The sequence below is a fragment of the Paraburkholderia piptadeniae genome (genome assembly GCF_900007165.1).
GTDB classification, from domain to species: domain Bacteria; phylum Pseudomonadota; class Gammaproteobacteria; order Burkholderiales; family Burkholderiaceae; genus Paraburkholderia; species Paraburkholderia piptadeniae.
On the sequence record NZ_CYGY02000011.1, the window covers coordinates 34,085 to 52,700 of the forward strand.

At 63.6% G+C, this 18,616-nt stretch carries 13 protein-coding genes; 9 read left to right on the forward strand and 4 right to left on the reverse strand.

The genetic code is table 11. The features are described 5' to 3' along the window. Window positions 1-99 precede the first annotated feature (99 nt). The 5 genes from BN2476_RS04640 to BN2476_RS04660 all read left to right on the forward strand — a co-directional run bounded on the left by BN2476_RS04640 (window position 100) and on the right by BN2476_RS04660 (window position 7,067). Window positions 100-981, forward strand: coding sequence for a LysR substrate-binding domain-containing protein (locus BN2476_RS04640; protein ID WP_087732994.1), 882 nt, complete (start codon window positions 100-102; stop codon window positions 979-981). Between the two features lie 267 nt (window positions 982-1,248). Continuing rightward, complete coding sequence (locus BN2476_RS04645; RefSeq protein WP_087732995.1) at window positions 1,249-3,639, forward strand: PIG-L family deacetylase; 2,391 nt, start codon at window positions 1,249-1,251, stop codon at window positions 3,637-3,639. A 287-nt stretch (window positions 3,640-3,926) separates the two neighbouring features. Next, the gene (locus tag BN2476_RS04650) at window positions 3,927-5,042 is read left to right on the forward strand and encodes a glycosyltransferase family 4 protein (RefSeq protein WP_087732996.1); all 1,116 of its coding nucleotides are present in this window, start codon (window positions 3,927-3,929) and stop codon (window positions 5,040-5,042) included. A 321-nt stretch (window positions 5,043-5,363) separates the two neighbouring features. After that, on the forward strand, window positions 5,364-6,350 hold the full coding sequence (locus tag BN2476_RS04655; RefSeq protein WP_087732997.1) for a helix-turn-helix domain-containing protein: 987 nt from the start codon (window positions 5,364-5,366) through the stop codon (window positions 6,348-6,350). A gap of 138 nt (window positions 6,351-6,488) precedes the next feature. Continuing rightward, entirely contained in the window at window positions 6,489-7,067 is a 579-nt protein-coding gene (locus BN2476_RS04660) for a DUF4337 domain-containing protein (protein WP_087733177.1), read from the forward strand. Between the two features lie 15 nt (window positions 7,068-7,082). On the opposite strand, the gene prpR is transcribed toward BN2476_RS04660, so the two are convergent. Continuing rightward, window positions 7,083-9,032 carry a propionate catabolism operon regulatory protein PrpR gene (gene prpR / locus BN2476_RS04665; RefSeq protein ID WP_087732998.1) on the reverse strand — a complete coding sequence of 650 codons (1,950 nt, stop codon included), beginning with the start codon at window positions 9,030-9,032 and terminating at the stop codon, window positions 7,083-7,085. Between the two features lie 188 nt (window positions 9,033-9,220). Between prpR and prpB the strand changes: the two genes are divergently transcribed. From prpB to prpF, 4 genes are all read left to right on the forward strand, one after another. Further along, complete coding sequence (prpB, locus tag BN2476_RS04670) at window positions 9,221-10,114, forward strand: methylisocitrate lyase (protein ID WP_087732999.1); 894 nt, start codon at window positions 9,221-9,223, stop codon at window positions 10,112-10,114. Window positions 10,115-10,134: 20 nt separating this feature from the next. Continuing rightward, the gene (gene prpC / locus BN2476_RS04675; protein WP_087733000.1) at window positions 10,135-11,304 is read left to right on the forward strand and encodes a bifunctional 2-methylcitrate synthase/citrate synthase; all 1,170 of its coding nucleotides are present in this window, start codon (window positions 10,135-10,137) and stop codon (window positions 11,302-11,304) included. Between the two features lie 203 nt (window positions 11,305-11,507). After that, entirely contained in the window at window positions 11,508-14,105 is a 2,598-nt protein-coding gene (gene acnD / locus BN2476_RS04680) for a Fe/S-dependent 2-methylisocitrate dehydratase AcnD (RefSeq protein WP_087733001.1), read from the forward strand. A gap of 68 nt (window positions 14,106-14,173) precedes the next feature. Continuing rightward, window positions 14,174-15,349, forward strand: coding sequence for a 2-methylaconitate cis-trans isomerase PrpF (gene prpF, locus BN2476_RS04685; protein WP_087733002.1), 1,176 nt, complete (start codon window positions 14,174-14,176; stop codon window positions 15,347-15,349). Window positions 15,350-15,448: 99 nt separating this feature from the next. Here prpF and BN2476_RS04690 read toward each other — a convergent pair whose 3' ends face one another. The 3 genes from BN2476_RS04690 to BN2476_RS04700 all read right to left on the reverse strand — a co-directional run bounded on the left by BN2476_RS04690 (window position 15,449) and on the right by BN2476_RS04700 (window position 18,614). Beyond that, the gene (locus tag BN2476_RS04690) at window positions 15,449-16,771 is read right to left on the reverse strand and encodes an MFS transporter (RefSeq protein ID WP_087733003.1); all 1,323 of its coding nucleotides are present in this window, start codon (window positions 16,769-16,771) and stop codon (window positions 15,449-15,451) included. A gap of 54 nt (window positions 16,772-16,825) precedes the next feature. Then, window positions 16,826-17,755 (reverse strand): dihydrodipicolinate synthase family protein, encoded by a 930-nt coding sequence (locus BN2476_RS04695; protein WP_087733178.1) that lies wholly within the window; start codon window positions 17,753-17,755, stop codon window positions 16,826-16,828. Between the two features lie 106 nt (window positions 17,756-17,861). Further along, window positions 17,862-18,614 carry an SDR family NAD(P)-dependent oxidoreductase gene (locus BN2476_RS04700; protein WP_087733004.1) on the reverse strand — a complete coding sequence of 251 codons (753 nt, stop codon included), beginning with the start codon at window positions 18,612-18,614 and terminating at the stop codon, window positions 17,862-17,864. Window positions 18,615-18,616: the final 2 nt, after the last annotated feature.

The window sequence follows — 18,616 nt, forward strand, 5'->3', positions numbered from 1 at the left end:
TCGATTATCTGGCCGGCGTCGTACAAAAAATATTAATATTTCTTTTCGACACTTAAGTTTTTCTCATGATTCGATCATGAGATGCACTCGGGACATACCATGCCGACGCTTCGCATGTTGAAAACGTTCAAGGCCGTGGCACGCACGGGGTCGTTCTCGGCCGCCGCCGACAAGGTGGCGCTGACGCAGGCCGCCGTCAGCCTGCAGATGCGCGGGCTCGAACTGGCGCTGGGCCGCCAGCTATTCGACCGGCGGGGCCGCCAGATCGCGCTCACGCAACACGGCCATACGATCTGGCCGAAGGTCGAGCAGATTCTGGAGCTTCTCGCCGAACTCGAAGCGAAGCCTTCTGACGTGATGGAGGGACCGGTGACGATCGGCGCGGTGGTGTCGGTGATCGGCGCGCTGTCGCTGGCTGTCGCGCGGCTGAAGGCGGCGCATCCACGGCTCGACGTGCGCCTGCTGTCGGCGCGCTCGGACGAACTGGCGGGCATGGTCGAAGCAGGCGAAGTCGATGTCGCCGCCATCGTCGCGCGCGCCGACCAGACGCTGCCCGACACGCTGAAGTGGACCACGCTCTATACCGAGCCGATGATGCTGGTCGTGAGCCGCGAGATCGTCGACAACGATCCGCAGCGCATCTTGCGCAGCCACGGATTCCTGCGTTTCGACCGGCGCGTGCGCACCGGGCAGGTCGTCGAACAGGCGTTGCAGAAGTCGGGCTTGACGGTCAACGAGTATCTCGAACTCAATTCGATCGAAACGATCGTCGCGCTCGTGCGCGAGAAAGTCGGCGTGGCGGTGCTGCCGCTGCTCAATCGCGGAAACTGGCAAAGCGACCCGTCGCTGCGCGTGATTTCAATCGGCAGCCCGCCGACGCTTCGTACGGTGGGCATGGTGCAGCGCGCATCGGATGACCGGAAGGCGTTGATGCGCGAGATCGTGGATACGTTCCAGGTCACGCCGCGCGGCGGGTCGTAAAGCGCCGACAATGCGGGCATGCGCATCCATGTGATGCCGATATGTCAGAAAATCTGGCGATTAAATGCTATTCAATGTCCCTAAGACGGCCGCGAAAGAGGTGAAATTGGCAATGTTCATTTCAATGACGAATTAGAGGCGTGCTTTAAAAGCTCATTAATCTTTTGTCCCGTAAGAGTTATGGAATTGCCGAAGCGTTAGAAAAGAGAACGGGCGCTACTTCATTCACCCAGTGACGACTCGCGAGAAGAACACGAAGAAAATCACATGAACATGTCGCTCTTCAATGCTCGCCGCTTCATTCGCTTCCTGTTTCTTCTCTGCGTGTCATTATCCTTTTGCGAGGCGAGCCATGCTGCGCCCGCCGATTGCAGCGCAGGCACGCTCGTTACCGTAGTCGCGCATCTCGACGACGATCTGCTGTTCGTCGAGCCCGGCATCAGCGAGCAGTTGCGGGCAGGCTGGTGCGTCACCACAGTTCATCTGATCGGCGGGGCCAACGGCGCGAACTTCGCGTATGTGCAAAAGCGCGAGCAGGGATCGCGTCTCGCCTACGCGCGCATGGCCGGCGTGCCGAACGACTGGGACGAGTCGACAGTACGCATCGCGGGCAAGCCGGTGTTCCAGTTGACGCTGAAGGCTCAACCGAAAGTGCGGCTGCTCGAACTGCGTCTTCCCGGCGGCGCCGTGCGTGGCGGCCGCGTGCCGCTCGCGTTGCTGTGGGATCAGGGCGCGACGATCACGACCTATCCGATGGGACACGGCGAAATCGCGCCGGCACGTTATACGCGCGATTCGCTTTCCGCCGTGCTCAAGGCGATTTTGCAAGACGCGACACGCATCTACACGCTCAACCCCGACACCGTCCCGTTCATCGAGCATCCCGACCACATCTACTCCGCGCGCATCACGCGGCACGTCGCGCAAACCTTGGGACGATCGATTCCGATCGCGTACCACATCACCTATCCAACGGGAACGTGGCCGTACACGCTGTTCGGCGAGGAAGCTCAACGCAAGCGCGACGTTTCCGCGAGCTACTTTTCGATCGACGGAGGGGACTTCGCGCATGTGTTCGGCGAATACCAATGGGACGGCAACTGGGTTATGCGCCGATACGCGCGCCTCGACACATCCGATCACGCCACACCCGATTTCGTCGCGCTGCCGACGGTGCTGTTCAACACGGCATCCAGCGAATGCCTGACCTCGACGGGCAGCGAGCGCAAACCGGAACTGGCGCCGTGCGACGGCTCCGTCAGCCAGCAGTGGGAGTGGGAGCCGAGGCCGACCTATGCGGGCAATCAGCACAACGCGGCACTCGTATCGGCGTCGACGCGGCAATGCGTTGCCGAACATGACGGCACGTTGACGGAGGAGCCGTGCGAAGCGTGGGACGAATCGCAGCGCTGGACGCCGTGGGACTTTGGTCTGATCTTTACGCCGTCGCGCCGATGCCTCGGCGAGGAAAGCGGACGCCTGAACATCCGCGGTTGCGCATCGCTGACGACGAGATACCGATGGTCGACGACGCGCCCGACATGGGCGACCGATCTGCGGCTCGCGGGCGCGATGTACGGCGATGTAGCCGGGCGCCGCGAGTCGTCGGCGGTGTACGTTCAACGGCGCGCAGACGGTCCTGGCTTCGACGTCAACGTTCAGGCGTTGAGAAAAGCGGATAAACCCGTGCGCTGGTACGCGAACGCGGTTCCGTTCGACAGCCGGGCAACGACCGCAACGTGTCGCGCCGATAGTTTGTGCTTCGACAGTGCGCGCTTTCTGCTCGGCGATTTCGACGGCGACGGCCGCGCGGATCTGATGGTCGTCACGCCGCGAAATGGCGGCACCGCATTCTGGTTGCTGCGCAGCACGGGCAGCCGCTTTGCCGCACCCGTTCTCTGGTTCCAGAGCGATAACCGGATGCCTGCCGGACGCGTGCAGCAGGTCACGCCGTTCTCTATCAAAGAGAAGGAACCGGCAAAAGTTCTGATCGCAATTCAAAAGCCGGACAACGGCGTCGAACTATGGACAGTGGGCGCGGACCCGGCGGGACACGTCGAGCAAATCCATGTACTCGACGACAGCCGTCTCAAGTCGAATCTTCGCCTGCTTGCAGTGCGGAACGATCGCGCAGATGCCGCATCGTTCGTCGCCATTCAACCGGCCGACGGTAACCAGCGCATCGCCATTGTCCCGCTCGGTGTCAAAGGCGGGCACTGGTCGGTTGGCGCACCCGCTGTGCTGCCCGCGCTATTCAAGCCCGACATGACAAAATTCGCGGCCGGCGATCCGCACGCCGATGCCGACGCAGACGCGCCGATCGTCATGACCGTACCTCATTTCGCGAACCCCGGCGGCATCGACGTATGGAAGCTGGACGCCGCTCATCCCGATTCGGCGCCCGTTCTGCTGGCCTCATTGCGCGGCATCCGGTGGCAGGACACGACACCCGCGCTGCCCGGCGACGGCAAGCACACGACACTCGCCTTTTATCAGCGCACCGAGGCGATACTCGACAACACGCTCTTTACCGCCGGAAACGCGGCGCTCGTCCAATACGCGATCAACGGAAACAGTGTGCAGGCTGTACCAACAGGAACGGTCCAGCTTCCCGCGACGTACTCCGAAACGCTCTGGCTCGAACGGCTCACTCAATAGATTGGAACAGGCGTGATCGGGCAAAGAAATTGCATGACCGTTCACACCGCCAGCATCGATGGTCGCAGCAAAAGCAGCTCTACAGGTAAGCACTTAGGTGTCGAGTAATGACTAGTCGTTGGCTGATGATTGCCGGCGCGATTGAGTATGTTAGAACCGTCATTGAACACACCAATTGACGGTCGATCAACGGAACCGTACGCTGCACAGGGAACAGAATGCAATTGACGATTCGCCATTGCGGCCCTGTTCCCTTCGTACAGACGACTTATTCGAAACGGTGACAAGTGCGGATACTACAGGTCGTACATGCGCCACGTCTGTCTGGTGCCGAGATTCTCGCGAAGGGTCTCGCGATCCAGCATAGGGAGAGTGGCCACGAAGTCTGCATCGCATCGATGCTGCCTCAACTCGCAGACTTCGATCACAGCCGCAGCGAGCTGGCGGCTGCGGATGTGCTGTGCGATTTTCCCGATGCGTATCTGGGCAGGATGGGGCGTCTGATGCATCTGTGGCGCTGCATCAAGCAGTTCCGGCCGGACATCATCATCGCTCACGCGACGCTCGCCGCGCTCTACGTGCGCATTCTTCCGTATGCCGCGCCCGTCGTCTACGTGATGCACTCCGGCTCCAACGATTTCGAGAACCCCAAGCTGAAATGGGCCGAGCGTTTCCTGTCGCACCGCGCAAGAGCCATCGTCGGCGTCTCCTCGCAGAATACGCACGACTACCTTCGCGAGTTCGGACCGCATCCGTTCGTGACCGTGATCCCTAACGGCGTCGACCTGTCGCGCTTCCAGTTCGTGGCATCCGCATTGAACCTGGCCGACCACAGCACGGCAAAACAGATCGTGCAGTTGGGACGCTACGTCCGCGACAAGGGACAGCTCGAAACGATCCAGGCCTTCGATGGCGTGCTGCAACAGGAGCCGGAAGCGCGCCTTCTGCTGTGCGGCGTCATCGAAGACAAGGCTTATCACGAGACAGCGATGAATCTCGTCGACCGCATGAACCTGACCGAGCGCGTCACGTTGTGCGGCCCGGCGACGAATGTCGCCGCGATCCTGCACGCGTCGCATGTGTTTGCGATGCCTTCTCACAGGGAGGCGCACAGCATCGGCTTTCTCGAAGCGCTGGCGTCGGGTATCCCCGTCGTCGCAAGCCGCATTGCAGCATTCGAATTCGCCCGCGAATTTCCGGGCGTCTCGCTCGTCGACACGATGAATCCTTCCGCGTATGCGCGCGCGCTGATTCACGCAATGCACACGCCTCGCGCATATCGCCCACTGGACGGCTACACGCTGCGCGACACGGCCGATAGCTACCTGAAAGTTGCGCAGGCCATCTTCGAATCGAGCGGCATCTCGTCGATGTCGAACTGGAACAGAAACCAGTCGACCTGACAACCGACATCGGCACGGGAACAATATCGGCCCGCCAATCGTTTTGCTCTTGCACGCACGCTGATTCCCGCAACCGAATGCAGTGCCCCTCGTGCCGGATCAAACGCATCGGCCGATGCGCGTGCAAGTTCTTTGACAATACTTGTCGCGCTGCGTGCGCCGGCCCACATTCACTTTGCGATTTATCAAGGCAGGATTGGGAGTTAGCGGGAGAACTGGAGCCTTCCATACATTCGGTGACGCGCGCATCGTCTGAAAGGCTTCCCGTCGACGTCGGGGTATCCGGGGTTCTGGTCCAGTTCATTGAGGTTGGGGAAGAACATGTCCACGCGTCCGCGTCAAAGACTCGATGCCAACGAATCGGAGGGGCCGGACGGGAAACCGCTGCGAACACGTCATGTCGCCGTCGTGCTGTTCGAGGGGTTCGATCTGCTGAGCGCGAGCGTCATCGCCAATACGCTCGAGCTGGCGAGCGAGCTGTCGTCGCGCTGTTCGATCCAGTGGGCGTATCGGGTCGCCGTTCTCGCGGCGCACGAGGGACACGTCGGCAGTTCGGCGACGCTGCTCGTCTCCACGGAAGCATTCGACGCACACAGAAACGATGAATTCGACGCGATCTTCGCGATCGTCGGCGCGGACACGGATCTCGACGACCGCTTGGAGCCGCTGACCGCCTGGATCAGCCGCGCCCGCGCGAAAGCGGCCGATGTGCGGCTGGTGGGCGCGCCGCTGCCGGGGCCCGACAGCCCCATTCGCGATGGGCCGCGCGCGACGCACGGCGAATCATCCTGCAACGCGGCGGGACACGCGAACGACTGCAAGAGGAAATCCCAAAGCCTTCACGACGCGCTCACGGGCGCGCTTAAACTGATCCGCCGCGACATGGGCGACACGATGGCGCGGCGGGTCGCCGAGCATCTGTCGATCTGTTCGGAAGACGCGCTGAATGCGATATTCGAAGATGTCGTCGGCAGCACACCCGCCGAGAAAGTGCGCGCGGCCGCGCACTGGCTGCAGGACAATTGCCGCCGCCAGGTCACGATCGAAGACGCGGCGCAAGTGGCCGCGATGAGCGAGCGCAGCCTGTTGCGTCACTTCAGAAGCGAGCTCGGCATGACGCCGTCCGACTATCTGATGAACGCGCGGCTTCAGGTGGTCTGCAATCTGCTGATCGAAACCGATCTGCCCGTCGACAAGGTCGCGAAACGCGCCGGCATGACGAGCGGCGATCATCTCGCGCGCAGCTTCCGGCGACACATGAAGACTTCGCCGACCGAGTATCGCGCGCAGCGCAAGCTGCAATGCTGAGCGGCGTACGGCGCGCGCGGCACGGCACGGCACGGCACGGCATCGACCGGATAGAAAAGAAAAGGCTGGACGCCTTTTTTGCGGGTGATACGCTGCGGTATGCTTGCGCCTTTGCGTTTCTCCCGAGCGACGATCACGATGTCCGACGAATACGAAGTGCACGGCCCGCACGATCACGCGATCGAGCACCCCGGTCCCCATGGAGGCGACACGGGCGCCTCGCGAATCGCCGTCATGACGGCAATCCTCGCGAGCGTAGGCGCAATCGCCTCGTATCAAAGCGGCGCTAACGAAAACCTTGCGCTCTTCTACAAGAACGAGGCCGCGATACTCAAGACGGAAGCCGCGAACCAGTGGGCCTACTATCAGGCGAAAGGAGAAAAACAGAACCTCGCCGAACTGGGCGCGGAGCTGAGCGATCCTGCATCGGCGGCGCACGCGAAGTTCACCACCGACGTGCAGCGCTACAAGACCGAAAAGGAGCCGATTCGCCAGCAGGCGGAATCGCTCGAAAAGCAGGTGAAGAAGGACAACGATGTCAGCGAGTCGCTGCAACATCAGCATCATCGCTGGGCGCAGGCCACCACGCTGATCCAGATCTCGATCGCGCTCGCCGCCATTACGCTGCTCACGAAAAAGAGCTGGCTTCAAAAGCTGACGATCGGCATGGCCGTCGTGGCAGTCGGTCTTTTCGTCACCGCGTTGCTGGGTGTGTGAACGGTTCGCAAACGCTCATTGCGTGGTGCTGAGCTTGCGCCACAACGTCGTCTTGCTGATGCCGAGCGCCTTGCACGCGGCATCGCGATCGCCGCCGCACGCAGCTAGCATCGCGCGTATTTCGTCGGCCTCGACGTGGCGGCTGCGCTCGCGCAGTGTCAACGCGCCCTTCTTCTGCCGCCCCGGCTGCACGAAGAGTTCGGGCGCAACCACCTCCAGCATCTCGCGTGTGAACGCAGCGCCCGCGCCGCCATCCGCGTCGGCCAGCTCGACGGCGATGCGCTCGATCACGTTCTGCAACTCGCGCACGTTGCCCGGCCACGCGTAGCGGCACAAGGGCTCGCTGACGGGCGCAAGCACATGCGCCGCAGCATGCAAGCCGGACACGCGAGTCGCGAGACGCGGCTCGCGCGCTACAGCCTGCAACAGCAGTTCGGCGGCAAGCGGCATCACATCGGCGGTTCGCTCGCGCAGCGGCGGCAGCGCAATGCTCAGGATGTTCAGCCGATAGTAGAGATCCGCGCGGAACGTCCCGGCCTCGATCCCTTCCGTCAGCGCGCGATGCGTCGCGGCCACCACGCGTATATCGACGCGCGTCGGCTCCGTCGAACCGAGCCGCACCACTTCGCGCTCCTGCAGCACGCGCAGCAGCCGGCTTTGCAGCGGCAACGGCATCTCGCCGATCTCGTCGAGAAAGAGCGTCCCGCGATGCGCCGCTTCGATGAGCCCCGCCTTGCCGCCCTTGCGCGCACCCGTGAACGCGCCCTCGTCGTAGCCGAACAGTTCGCTTTCCAGCAACGCCTCGGGAAACGCGCCGCAATTGATCGCGACGAACGCGAAGTCGCGCCGCGCGCTCAGGTGATGCATGCTCTGCGCGACCATTTCCTTCCCCGTGCCGCTTTCACCGAGTATCAGCACGGTCGCGTCGGACTTCGCGTAACGTTGGACCAGCGTGCGCACGCGCTCGATCGACGCGCATTCGCCGACCAGATCGTCGAGCCGGTAACGCGCGGTGAACTGTTGCGCGCGCTGACGCGAACGCAGCGTGCGGTCGAGCCGTTCGACCGCGCGCGATTCCTGAAACGTCAGCACCGTGCCCGCTGCGGGGCCCGCGCCCGCGAGCGGTCCCCGATGCACGACGTAGCTCGCGCCACGCACGGTCACGAGCGTATCGCCGTCCGTATCGGGCAGCGCGCTGGCGAGATCGGGCGCGAGCTGTTGCAGCGGCACGCCCGCGGCGCCGGCGGCATCGATGCCGAGCACGCCCGCGAGCCGCTGATTGATCGCCTCGACGCGCCCTTGCGCATCGAGCGCGACGACGCCGTCGCGCAAATGCTGCAACAGGTTGTCAAGACGCTGACGGCGTACGCCTTCGGCGCGCGTCGCCTGCGCGACTTCGAGCGCCGTATCGAACGCCGCGCGCACCGACGTGCGCGAATAGAGGAACACGGCACCCATGCCCGCGCGCTCCGCGAGATCGGTCACGTGGCCCGGCCCGACGACTGCATCGACGCCGCGCTCGCGCAGTTCGCGCACGCATTGCTCCGCGTCTTCCGTCGAACGGTACGACGCGAAGATCACATCGACGCCGTACGCGGCCGTGAAGCGCTTGACCTCGTCGGGCGTCTCGCCGTGCGTGACGAGCGCCACCGAATCGCCATCGCGTCTCGCGCGCGCGAGCGCCTGCATCACATCGAAGCCCGTCGGCGTGATGACCACCACGGGCACGTCGACGCGCGCCTTCAGATACGCGCCATTCGAGCCGCCCGCCACGATCACGTCGGGGCGCTCGGCGCCCGCCGCGTCGATCTCCTGCATGGCATCGTCGAAACCGCGCGCGACGATGCGCACGTCGGCGCGGCCCGCATACTCGCTCGCGATATCGACGAACAGATCGCGCAAACGGCTGATGCCCATCGCCCAGATGCGCGGACGGGAATGGGAGGCGACGGAAGGCGTACTCATGGACGGGCTCGGTGCGGATCGTGGTTTCCATTCATTATAAGTTTCACAACAGAAACGCGTGATTCCATTTCTGAAACTCACGCGAAATGCTGTTCGAACGCGCGTTCCACAAAATCAGAGACTTAGCGACGCGGTCCACCCTGGCACGCTGCTTGCGATTAGAGGCCCGCAATCAACGGAGCCCCAAATTGAATTCAGCCAAACAACCCGCTAGCGCCGGCGCCGCGTTCCGCCAGGCCGTCGCAGAAGGACAACCGCTGCAGGTCGTCGGCGCGATCACCGCGTACGCCGCGAAGATGGCCGAAGCCGTCGGCTTCAAGGCCGTGTATCTGTCGGGCGGCGGCGTGGCCGCAAACTCGCTCGGCATTCCCGATCTGGGCATCAGCACGATGGACGACGTGCTGACGGACGCGCGCCGCATCACCGACGCCACGAACCTGCCGCTGCTCGTCGATATCGACACGGGCTGGGGCGGCGCCTTCAACATCGCGCGCACGGTCCGCTCGTTCATCAAGGCGGGCGTCGCGGCTGTTCACCTGGAAGACCAGGTCGGCCAGAAGCGCTGCGGCCACCGGCCGAACAAGGAAGTCGTGGCGAAGGAAGAGATGGTCGACCGCGTGAAGGCCGCCGTCGATGCGCGCACCGACGATCAGTTCGTCATCATGGCCCGCACCGACGCAGCCGCCGCCGAAGGCATCGACGCCGCGATCGAGCGCGCCGTCGCCTATGTCGAAGCGGGCGCGGACATGATCTTCCCCGAAGCGATGAAGACGCTCGACGACTATCGCCGCTTCAAGGCCGCCGTGAAGGTGCCGATTCTCGCGAACCTGACCGAGTTCGGCTCGACGCCGTTCTTCACGACGACGGAGCTGCGCGAAGCGAACGTCGATATCGCACTGTATTGCTGCGGCGCGTATCGCGCGATGAACGCGGCGGCGCTCAATTTCTACGAGACGGTGTTGCGCGACGGCACGCAAAAAGCAGCCGTGCCGACGATGCAGACGCGCGACGATCTCTACAAGTACCTTGGCTATCACGCGTACGAGGACAAGCTCGACGCGCTGTTCGCCGCGAACAAGTAATGGCATCTGGAGGAAGACACATGAGCGAAGCAGACAACAACACACCGAACGCAGGCGCGTTCAAGCCGAAGAAATCCGTGGCCCTGTCGGGCGTGACGGCGGGCAACACCGCGCTGTGCACGGTCGGCAAGACGGGCAACGACCTGCACTATCGCGGCTATGACATTCTCGACATCGCGGGCGCGTGCGAATTCGAAGAGGTCGCGTATCTGCTCGTGCACGGCAAGCTGCCGAACGTCGCCGAACTCGCTGCGTACAAGACGAAGCTGAAAGCGTTGCGCGGGCTGCCCGCGAACGTGAAGGCCGTGCTCGAATGGATTCCCGCCGCCGCGCATCCGATGGACGTGATGCGCACGGGCGTCTCCGCGCTGGGCACGGTGCTGCCGGAGAAGGACGATCACAATCTCGCGGGCGCGCGCGACATCGCCGACAAGCTGATGGCCTCGCTCGGCTCGATGCTGCTGTACTGGTATCACTACTCGCACAACGGCAAGCGGATCGAAGTCGAAACCGACGACGATTCGATCGGCGGCCACTTCCTGCATCTGCTGCATGGCGTGGAGCCGTCGAAGTCGTGGATCGACGCGATGCACGTGTCGCTGAACCTGTACGCGGAGCACGAATTCAACGCGTCGACGTTCACGGGCCGCGTGATCGCGGGCACAGGCTCGGACATCTATTCGGCCATCACGGGCGCGATCGGCGCGCTGCGCGGACCGAAGCACGGCGGCGCGAACGAGGCCGCGTTCGAGATCCAGTCGCGCTACCAGACGCCGGACGAAGCGGAAGCCGACATCCGCCGCCGCGTCGAGAACAAGGAAGTCGTGACCGGCTTCGGCCACCCGGTGTACACGATCTCCGATCCGCGCAACAAGGTGATCAAGGACGTGGCGAAGAAGCTGTCGAAGGAAGCGTCGAACATGAAGATGTTCGACATCGCCGAGCGGCTCGAGACGGTCATGTGGGACGTCAAGAAGATGTTCCCGAACCTCGACTGGTTCAGCGCGGTGTCGTATCACATGATGGGCGTGCCGACGGCCATGTTCACGCCGCTGTTCGTGATTTCGCGCACGTCCGGCTGGGCCGCGCACATCATCGAACAGCGCATCGACAACAAGATCATTCGGCCGAGCGCGAACTACACGGGTCCGGATGATCTGCCGTTCGTGCCGCTCTCGAAGCGCGCCTGATAGATGAGCTGTCTTCTGTATCGCTGCGCGAGAGCTGCGATGCACTTGGGCCTTGGCTCGTCATACCCACGAGCCAAGGCTGCTTTTTACACCGCGTGCTTTACCGCGCGAGCCGTCCACTGACGCGCTAAACTTCGCGAGAAGACCTCAAAGGAGCGTTCAGCGCCCGACGCTCCCGACTACTACCGCACTGTCCCTACGTCATGAATACCGAATACCGCAAACCGCTGCCCGGCACCTCGCTGGATTACTTCGACACGCGCGCCGCCATCGACGCGATCCAGCCGGGCGCCTACGACAAGCTGCCGTACACGTCGCGCGTCCACGCTGAAAATCTCGTGCGACGCTGCGATCCGGCGACGCTCACCGCTTCGCTCAAGCAGATCATCGAGCGCAAGCGCGAGCTGGATTTTCCGTGGTTTCCGGCGCGCGTCGTGTGCCATGACATTCTGGGGCAGACGGCGCTCGTCGATCTCGCGGGCCTGCGCGATGCGATCGCCGATCAGGGCGGCGACCCCGCGAAGGTGAACCCCGTCGTCCCCGTGCAGCTGATCGTCGATCACTCGCTGGCCGTCGAATGCGGCGGCTTCGACCCCGATGCGTTCGCGAAGAACCGCGCGATCGAAGACCGGCGCAATGAAGACCGCTTCGATTTCATCAACTGGACCAAGAAGGCGTTCAAGAACGTCGATGTGATTCCGCCGGGCAACGGCATCATGCATCAGATCAATCTGGAGCGGATGTCGCCCGTGATTCATGCCGTCGATGGCGTCGCGTATCCCGACACGCTCGTGGGCACCGACAGCCACACGCCGCACGTCGATGCGCTCGGCGTGATCGCCGTCGGCGTCGGCGGGCTGGAGGCGGAGAACGTGATGCTGGGCCGCGCGTCGTGGATGCGGCTGCCCGATATCGTCGGCGTCGAGCTGTCGGGCAAGCGTCAGCCGGGCATCACGGCCACCGACATCGTGCTCGCGCTGACGGAATTCCTGCGCAAGGAAAAAGTGGTTGGCGCGTATCTGGAGTTTCGCGGCGCTGGCGCGTCGAGCCTCACGCTCGGCGACCGCGCGACGATCTCCAACATGGCGCCCGAATACGGCGCGACGGCCGCGATGTTCTTCATCGACGAACAGACGATCGACTATTTGCGCCTGACGGGTCGCGACGACGAGCAAGTGAAGCTCGTCGAAACGTACGCAAAAACGGCGGGACTGTGGGCCGATTCGCTGAAAGACGCCGAATATGAGCGCGTGCTCAGATTCGACCTCTCGACGGTCGTACGCAACATGGCGGGTCCGTCGAATCCGCACAAGCGCCTGCCCACTTCCGATCTCGCCGAACGCGGCATCGCGGGCAAGTGGGAAGACGTGCCGGGCCAGATGCCCGATGGCGCTGTCATCATCGCCGCGATCACGAGCTGCACGAACACGAGCAATCCGCGCAACGTGATCGCAGCGGCCCTGCTCGCGCGCAATGCGAATGCGCGCGGCCTCACGCGCAAGCCGTGGGTGAAGTCGTCGCTTGCACCGGGATCGAAAGCGGTCGAACTGTATTTGCAGGAAGCCGATCTGCTGCCCGATCTGGAGAAGCTCGGCTTCGGCATCGTCGCGTTTGCGTGCACGACCTGCAACGGCATGTCGGGCGCGCTCGATCCGAAGATCCAGCAGGAGATCATCGACCGCGATCTGTACGCGACTGCCGTGCTGTCGGGCAATCGCAACTTCGATGGCCGCATTCATCCGTATGCGAAGCAGGCGTTTCTCGCGTCGCCGCCGCTCGTCGTCGCATATGCGATTGCGGGCACGATCCGCTTCGACATCGAACGCGATTCGCTCGGCACCGACAAGGACGGCAAGCCTGTTTATCTCAAGGACATCTGGCCGAGCGACGAGGAGATCGACGCGATCGTCACGCAGAGCGTGAAGCCCGAGCAGTTCCGCAAGGTCTATGAGCCGATGTTCGCCGTCACGGCCGCGAGCGGCGAGCCAATTAGCCCGCTGTACGACTGGCGTGCGCAAAGCACGTACATTCGCCGTCCGCCGTACTGGGAAGGCGCATTGGCGGGAGAGCGCACGTTGAAGGGCATGCGCCCGCTCGCCGTGCTCGGCGACAACATCACGACCGATCACCTGTCGCCGTCGAACGCGATTCTCGCGAACAGCGCAGCGGGCGAATACCTCGCGAAGATGGGCCTGCCCGAAGAGGACTTCAACTCGTACGCGACGCATCGCGGCGATCACCTCACCGCACAGCGCGCGACCTTCGCGAACCCGACGCTGATCAACGAAATGGCTGTCGTCGATGGCCAGGTGAAGAAGGGATCGCTCGCGCGTATCGAGCCCGAAGGCAAGGTTACGCGCATGTGGGAAGCGATCGAAACCTACATGGACCGCAAGCAGCCGCTGATCATCGTCGCGGGCGCGGACTATGGCCAGGGCTCGTCGCGCGACTGGGCCGCGAAGGGCGTACGGCTCGCGGGCGTCGAAGCGATCGTCGCGGAAGGCTTCGAGCGCATTCACCGTACGAACCTGATCGGCATGGGCGTGCTGCCGCTCGAATTCAAGCCGGGCGTCAACCGGCTCGCGCTCGGCATCGACGGTACGGAAACCTATGACGTGATCGGCGAGCGCAAGCCGCGCGCGGACCTCACGCTCGTGATCCATCGCGGGAACGGCGAGCGCGTCGAAGTGCCCGTCACCTGTCGTCTCGACACGGCGGAAGAAGTGTCGATCTACGAAGCGGGCGGCGTGCTGCAACGCTTCGCGCAAGACTTCCTGGAGTCGTCGAAGGCAGCGGCCTGACACACACTGTTCGTTCATGCATGGGCGGTGCGCATTGCACCCCCCTCGTCTCATCAGGACCACAACACATGGCACACGCACCCCAGATCAGGATTCCCGCGACCTACATGCGCGGCGGCACCAGCAAAGGCGTGTTCTTTCGACTGAAGGACTTGCCCGAAGCCGCGCAGGTGCCCGGCGCGGCACGCGACGCATTGCTGATGCGCGTGATCGGCAGCCCCGATCCTTATGGCAAGCAGATCGACGGCATGGGCGCCGCGACGTCGAGCACCAGCAAGACGGTGATCGTCGCGAAGAGCAGCAGGCCGGATCACGATGTCGATTATCTCTTCGGCCAGGTGTCGATCGACAAGGCGTTTGTCGACTGGAGCGGCAATTGCGGCAACCTGTCGGCGGCTGTGGGACCGTTTGCGATCAGTGGCGGCCTCATCGATCCCGAGCGCGTGCCGGACAACGGCATCGCGATCGTGCGCATCTGGCAGGCGAACATCGGCAAGACGATCATCGCGCACGTGCCGATGACCAACGGCGCCGTGCAGGAAACGGGTGACTTCGAGCTCGACGGCGTGACGTTCCCCGCCGCCGAAGTGCAGCTCGAATTCATGGACCCCGCCGCCGAGGAAGAAGGCGCGATGTTCCCGACGGGCAGTGTCGTCGACGATCTGGACGTGCCCGGCGTCGGCACGCTGAAGGCGACGATGATCAACGCGGGCATTCCGACGATCTTCGTGAACGCGGAGGCGATCGGCTACACGGGCACGGAGTTACAGGACGCGATCAACAGCGACGACGCGGCGCTCAAGAAGTTCGAGACCATTCGCGCGCATGGCGCGCTGCGCATGGGCCTCATCAAGAACCTCGATGAAATCGCGAAGCGCCAGCACACGCCGAAAGTCGCGTTCGTCGCACGGCCCACGGGTTATACGGCATCGAGCGGCAAGCGCGTGGAAGCGGGCGACGTCGATCTGCTCGTGCGCGCGATGTCGATGGGCAAGCTGCATCACGCGATGATGGGCACGGCTGCCGTCGCGATCGCCACGGCAGCCGCGATTCCGGGCACGCTCGTGAATCTCGCGGCGGGCGGCGGCGAGCGCAACGCCGTGCGTTTCGGTCATCCGTCGGGGACGCTGCGGGTCGGCGCCCAGGCGACTCAGGCAAACGGCGAGTGGACCGTGAAGAAGGCCGTCATGAGCCGCAGCGCGCGAGTGCTGATGGAGGGTTGGGTGCGGGTGCCGTCCGAGTGATGTAGCGTAGTTTGTGCATCGTCTGCCGCCATGCATGCGGCAGACCGAACGACGAGTGACGTCGAATACTAACGACCACTCGTCGTTCGAACCATAAAATCAACCAGCGCTTCGCTCCATCACCCCATCCGCCACGGTCCGCCGCGCCATGAACCAGTAGAACAGCGCGGCACATCCCGCAATCGCCCCGCCGATCACGAACGCAAGCGAGTAAGAACCCGTGCGATCGACGATAAACCCTGCGACAACGGGCGAAAACGCACCGCCAAAATAACCGCCGAAGTTCTGGATCGAGCTGACGGAAGCGACCATCGACGAAGGCGCGATATCCGCCGCAAGCGCCCACGCATTGCCGATCGTCGCTGCGATGAACGCGAGACCGACTGTCATCAGCACGAGCGTCGTCGTGATCGATTGCGTGAACGGCAACGCGATGGCACAAGCCGCCGCGCCCAGCGACGAGCACACGATGATGATGCGCTTCGCGCTCATCGCCGACGCGACACCGCGATCGACGAGCTTCGTCGCAATCCAGCCCGCGACGATCTCACCCGCCGCGCCGCCGAACCACGGAATGCTCGCGTACACGCCGAGTTGCGCGAGCGAGATGTGAAAGCGGTCAAGCAGATACAGCGGCAGAAACACGAGAAACAGATTCCACAGCCAGATTGCGCAAAAGTAGCCGAGAATCATCCCCCACACGCTGCGATGTCCAAACAGCGAGCGCCACTTGATCGCCGACGTCGCGAGCGAGCGCTCATGTCCGCCGCCGCCCGCTTCGATATAAGCGAACTCTTCGCGCGAAAGCCGCTTGCTCTGCATCGGATTGCGATAGAGGAACAGGAACAGAATCGCGAATGCGATGCCCACCGCGCCCGTCACATGAAAGAGCGAGCGCCAGCCGAACGCGATCATCAGCCCGACGAGAATAGCGGGCGCGAGCGCGGGCCCCCATTTCGACGACGAGTCCCAGATGCCCGTCGCGAAGCCGCGTTCCTTGTCGGGGAACCACGCGGCCGTGATCTTCGCCGATGTCGGCCAGCAAGGCGCCTCGCCGACGGCAAGCAGCGCGCGCATCACGATCAGCCCCGAGATCGAACCGACCACGCCTGTCAGCCATGTCGCGACGCTCCACCAGATCAATCCGATCGCGTACGCTTTCTTCGCGCCGAAACGATCGATGATCCATCCCGCGGGCAACTGCATCACGGCATACGTCCACGCGAATACGGTGCCGAGCAGACCGATCTGCGTGCGCGTGAGCCCGAGATCGTGAATCATGCCGGGCGCCGCGATCGAAAGACTCGCGCGGTCCAGATAGTTGATGATGCCGCCGATCAGCAGCCAGATCAGCACGCGCCAGCGGAAATTCATGCCTGTAGTCGTGGCCGGCGCGGACGCCCCAATCAGCTTTCCATCCATTCTGTCTCCTCGTGTGTTTGTGTGTGGTGAATTCTGTGCGGCCTGGCTATGCGTTCAATTCCCCCAACGCAGCACCAACGGATCGAGCCGCCGCGCGATATCGATCAATTCGGCGCGCGTGGCGGGATGCATCGGCGGCAGCGGATGGCGCGGGCTCTCGCACGCGATCACGCCACCTTCCTTCATCAGCGCCTTCGCGGCAAGCAGGCCCGCCTGCCGGTTCTCGTGATTGATCAGCGGCAGCCAGCGCTGATAGTGCGCGAAGGCGTCGTCGCGCCTGCCTTCGCGGAAAGCCTCGAGTATCGGGCGAATGCCGTCCGGGTAGCCGCCGCCCGTCATCGAGCCCGTCGCGCCCGCGTTGAGATCGGCGAACAGCGTGATCGCTTCTTCGCCGTCCCACGGACCTTCGACTGCTTCGCCCGCGACGCGGATCAGTTCGCGCAGCTTCGCGGCCGCGCCCGGCGTTTCGATCTTGAAGTACGACACGTGTTCGATCTCAAGCGCCATCCGCGCTAGGAACGCAGCCGACAGCGCGGTGCCGCTCGCGGGCGCGTCCTGAATCATGATGGGAATGCCGATGCCGTCCGACAGCCGCGCGTAGAACTCGTAGATCTGCGACTCGGGCACGCGGAACGTCGCGCCGTGGTACGGCGGCATCGCCATCACCATCGACGCGCCCTGGGCCTGCGCACGCCGGCTTCGTTCGATGCAGACGGCGCTGCTGTAATGGCTCGTCGTCACGATCACGGGCACGCGGCCACCGACGTGTTCGAGCATCACGCGGGTCAACGTGTCGCGCTCGTCGTCGGAGAGCGCGAACTGCTCGGAGAAGTTCGCGAGAATGCACAAGCCGTCCGAGCCCGCGTCGATCATGAAATCGAGCGCGCGCTTCTGACTGTCGAGATCGAGCGCGCCTGTTTCGGTGAAGGTCGTCGGCACGACGGGGAAAATGCCGCGATAGCGCGGCGTGCTTCGTGTGTTCATGATCAGATATCCGCCAGAAGCGATGCTGAAAGCGCGGACCGTTGACACGTGCGATTGCGTCAACCGTCAGCGAACGGATGCTTCGGGTCCGCGCAAACCGCACTCGTCAATACGTCGCGCGGCCCCCCGACAGGTCGAACACCGCGCCCGTCGTGAACGAATTTTCCGCCGATACGAGCCACGCGACCATCGATGCGATTTCCTTCACATCGACGAAACGGCCGCGCGGAATCTTCGAGAGCATGTAGTCGATGTGCTGCTGCGTCATCTGCTCGAAGATACGCGTGCGCGCGGCAGCGGGCGTGATTGCGTTGACGGCGATATCAAGCGCAGCCGTTTCCTTGCCAAGGCTCTTCGTCAGCGCGATGACCCCTGCCTTTGCGACGCTGTAGGCGCTCGCGTTCGGATTGCCTTCCTTGCCCGCGATCGAGGCGATATTGACGATGCGTCCATAGCCGCGCGCGATCATCGTCTTCACCACAGACTGGTTGACGTGAAACGCCGCGTTCAGATCGACGTCGATCACGCGCGCCCATTCGTCCGGCGCGTAGTCCGCGAGCGGTGCGTTCGCACCCGCGATGCCCGCGCTGTGAACGAGAATGTCGATGGCGCCCAGACGCGCGACGGTGTGGTCGGTGGCCGCCTGCACGGCATCGCGTTGCGTGAGGTCGACGAGCACTGTCTCGACATCGCCGAAGTGCGCGAGACTCGCTTTCGCATCGGCGAGCGCGGCTGCGTCGCGGTCCCATAGCGCGACGCGCGCGTTGCCCCGCAACAGCCGCTCCGCGACCGCATACCCGATGCCCTGCGCGCCACCCGTGACGACGGCCGCGCGCTGCGTGAAGTCGTAGTGGTTCATGA

What these genes read in the sequence shown, in the direction of transcription:
- BN2476_RS04640 (WP_087732994.1), top strand. Translation starts at nt 100, where the DNA reads ATGCCGACGCTTCGCATGTTGAAAACGTTCAAGGCCGTGGCACGCACG.
- BN2476_RS04645 (WP_087732995.1), top strand. Translation starts at nt 1,249, where the DNA reads ATGAACATGTCGCTCTTCAATGCTCGCCGCTTCATTCGCTTCCTGTTT.
- BN2476_RS04655 (WP_087732997.1), top strand. Translation starts at nt 5,364, where the DNA reads ATGTCCACGCGTCCGCGTCAAAGACTCGATGCCAACGAATCGGAGGGG.
- BN2476_RS04660 (WP_087733177.1), top strand. Translation starts at nt 6,489, where the DNA reads ATGTCCGACGAATACGAAGTGCACGGCCCGCACGATCACGCGATCGAG.
- prpR (WP_087732998.1), bottom strand. Translation starts at nt 9,032, where the DNA reads ATGAGTACGCCTTCCGTCGCCTCCCATTCCCGTCCGCGCATCTGGGCG.
- prpC (WP_087733000.1), top strand. Translation starts at nt 10,135, where the DNA reads ATGAGCGAAGCAGACAACAACACACCGAACGCAGGCGCGTTCAAGCCG.
- acnD (WP_087733001.1), top strand. Translation starts at nt 11,508, where the DNA reads ATGAATACCGAATACCGCAAACCGCTGCCCGGCACCTCGCTGGATTAC.
- prpF (WP_087733002.1), top strand. Translation starts at nt 14,174, where the DNA reads ATGGCACACGCACCCCAGATCAGGATTCCCGCGACCTACATGCGCGGC.
- BN2476_RS04690 (WP_087733003.1), bottom strand. Translation starts at nt 16,771, where the DNA reads ATGGATGGAAAGCTGATTGGGGCGTCCGCGCCGGCCACGACTACAGGC.
- BN2476_RS04695 (WP_087733178.1), bottom strand. Translation starts at nt 17,755, where the DNA reads ATGAACACACGAAGCACGCCGCGCTATCGCGGCATTTTCCCCGTCGTG.
- BN2476_RS04700 (WP_087733004.1), bottom strand. Translation starts at nt 18,614, where the DNA reads ATGAACCACTACGACTTCACGCAGCGCGCGGCCGTCGTCACGGGTGGC.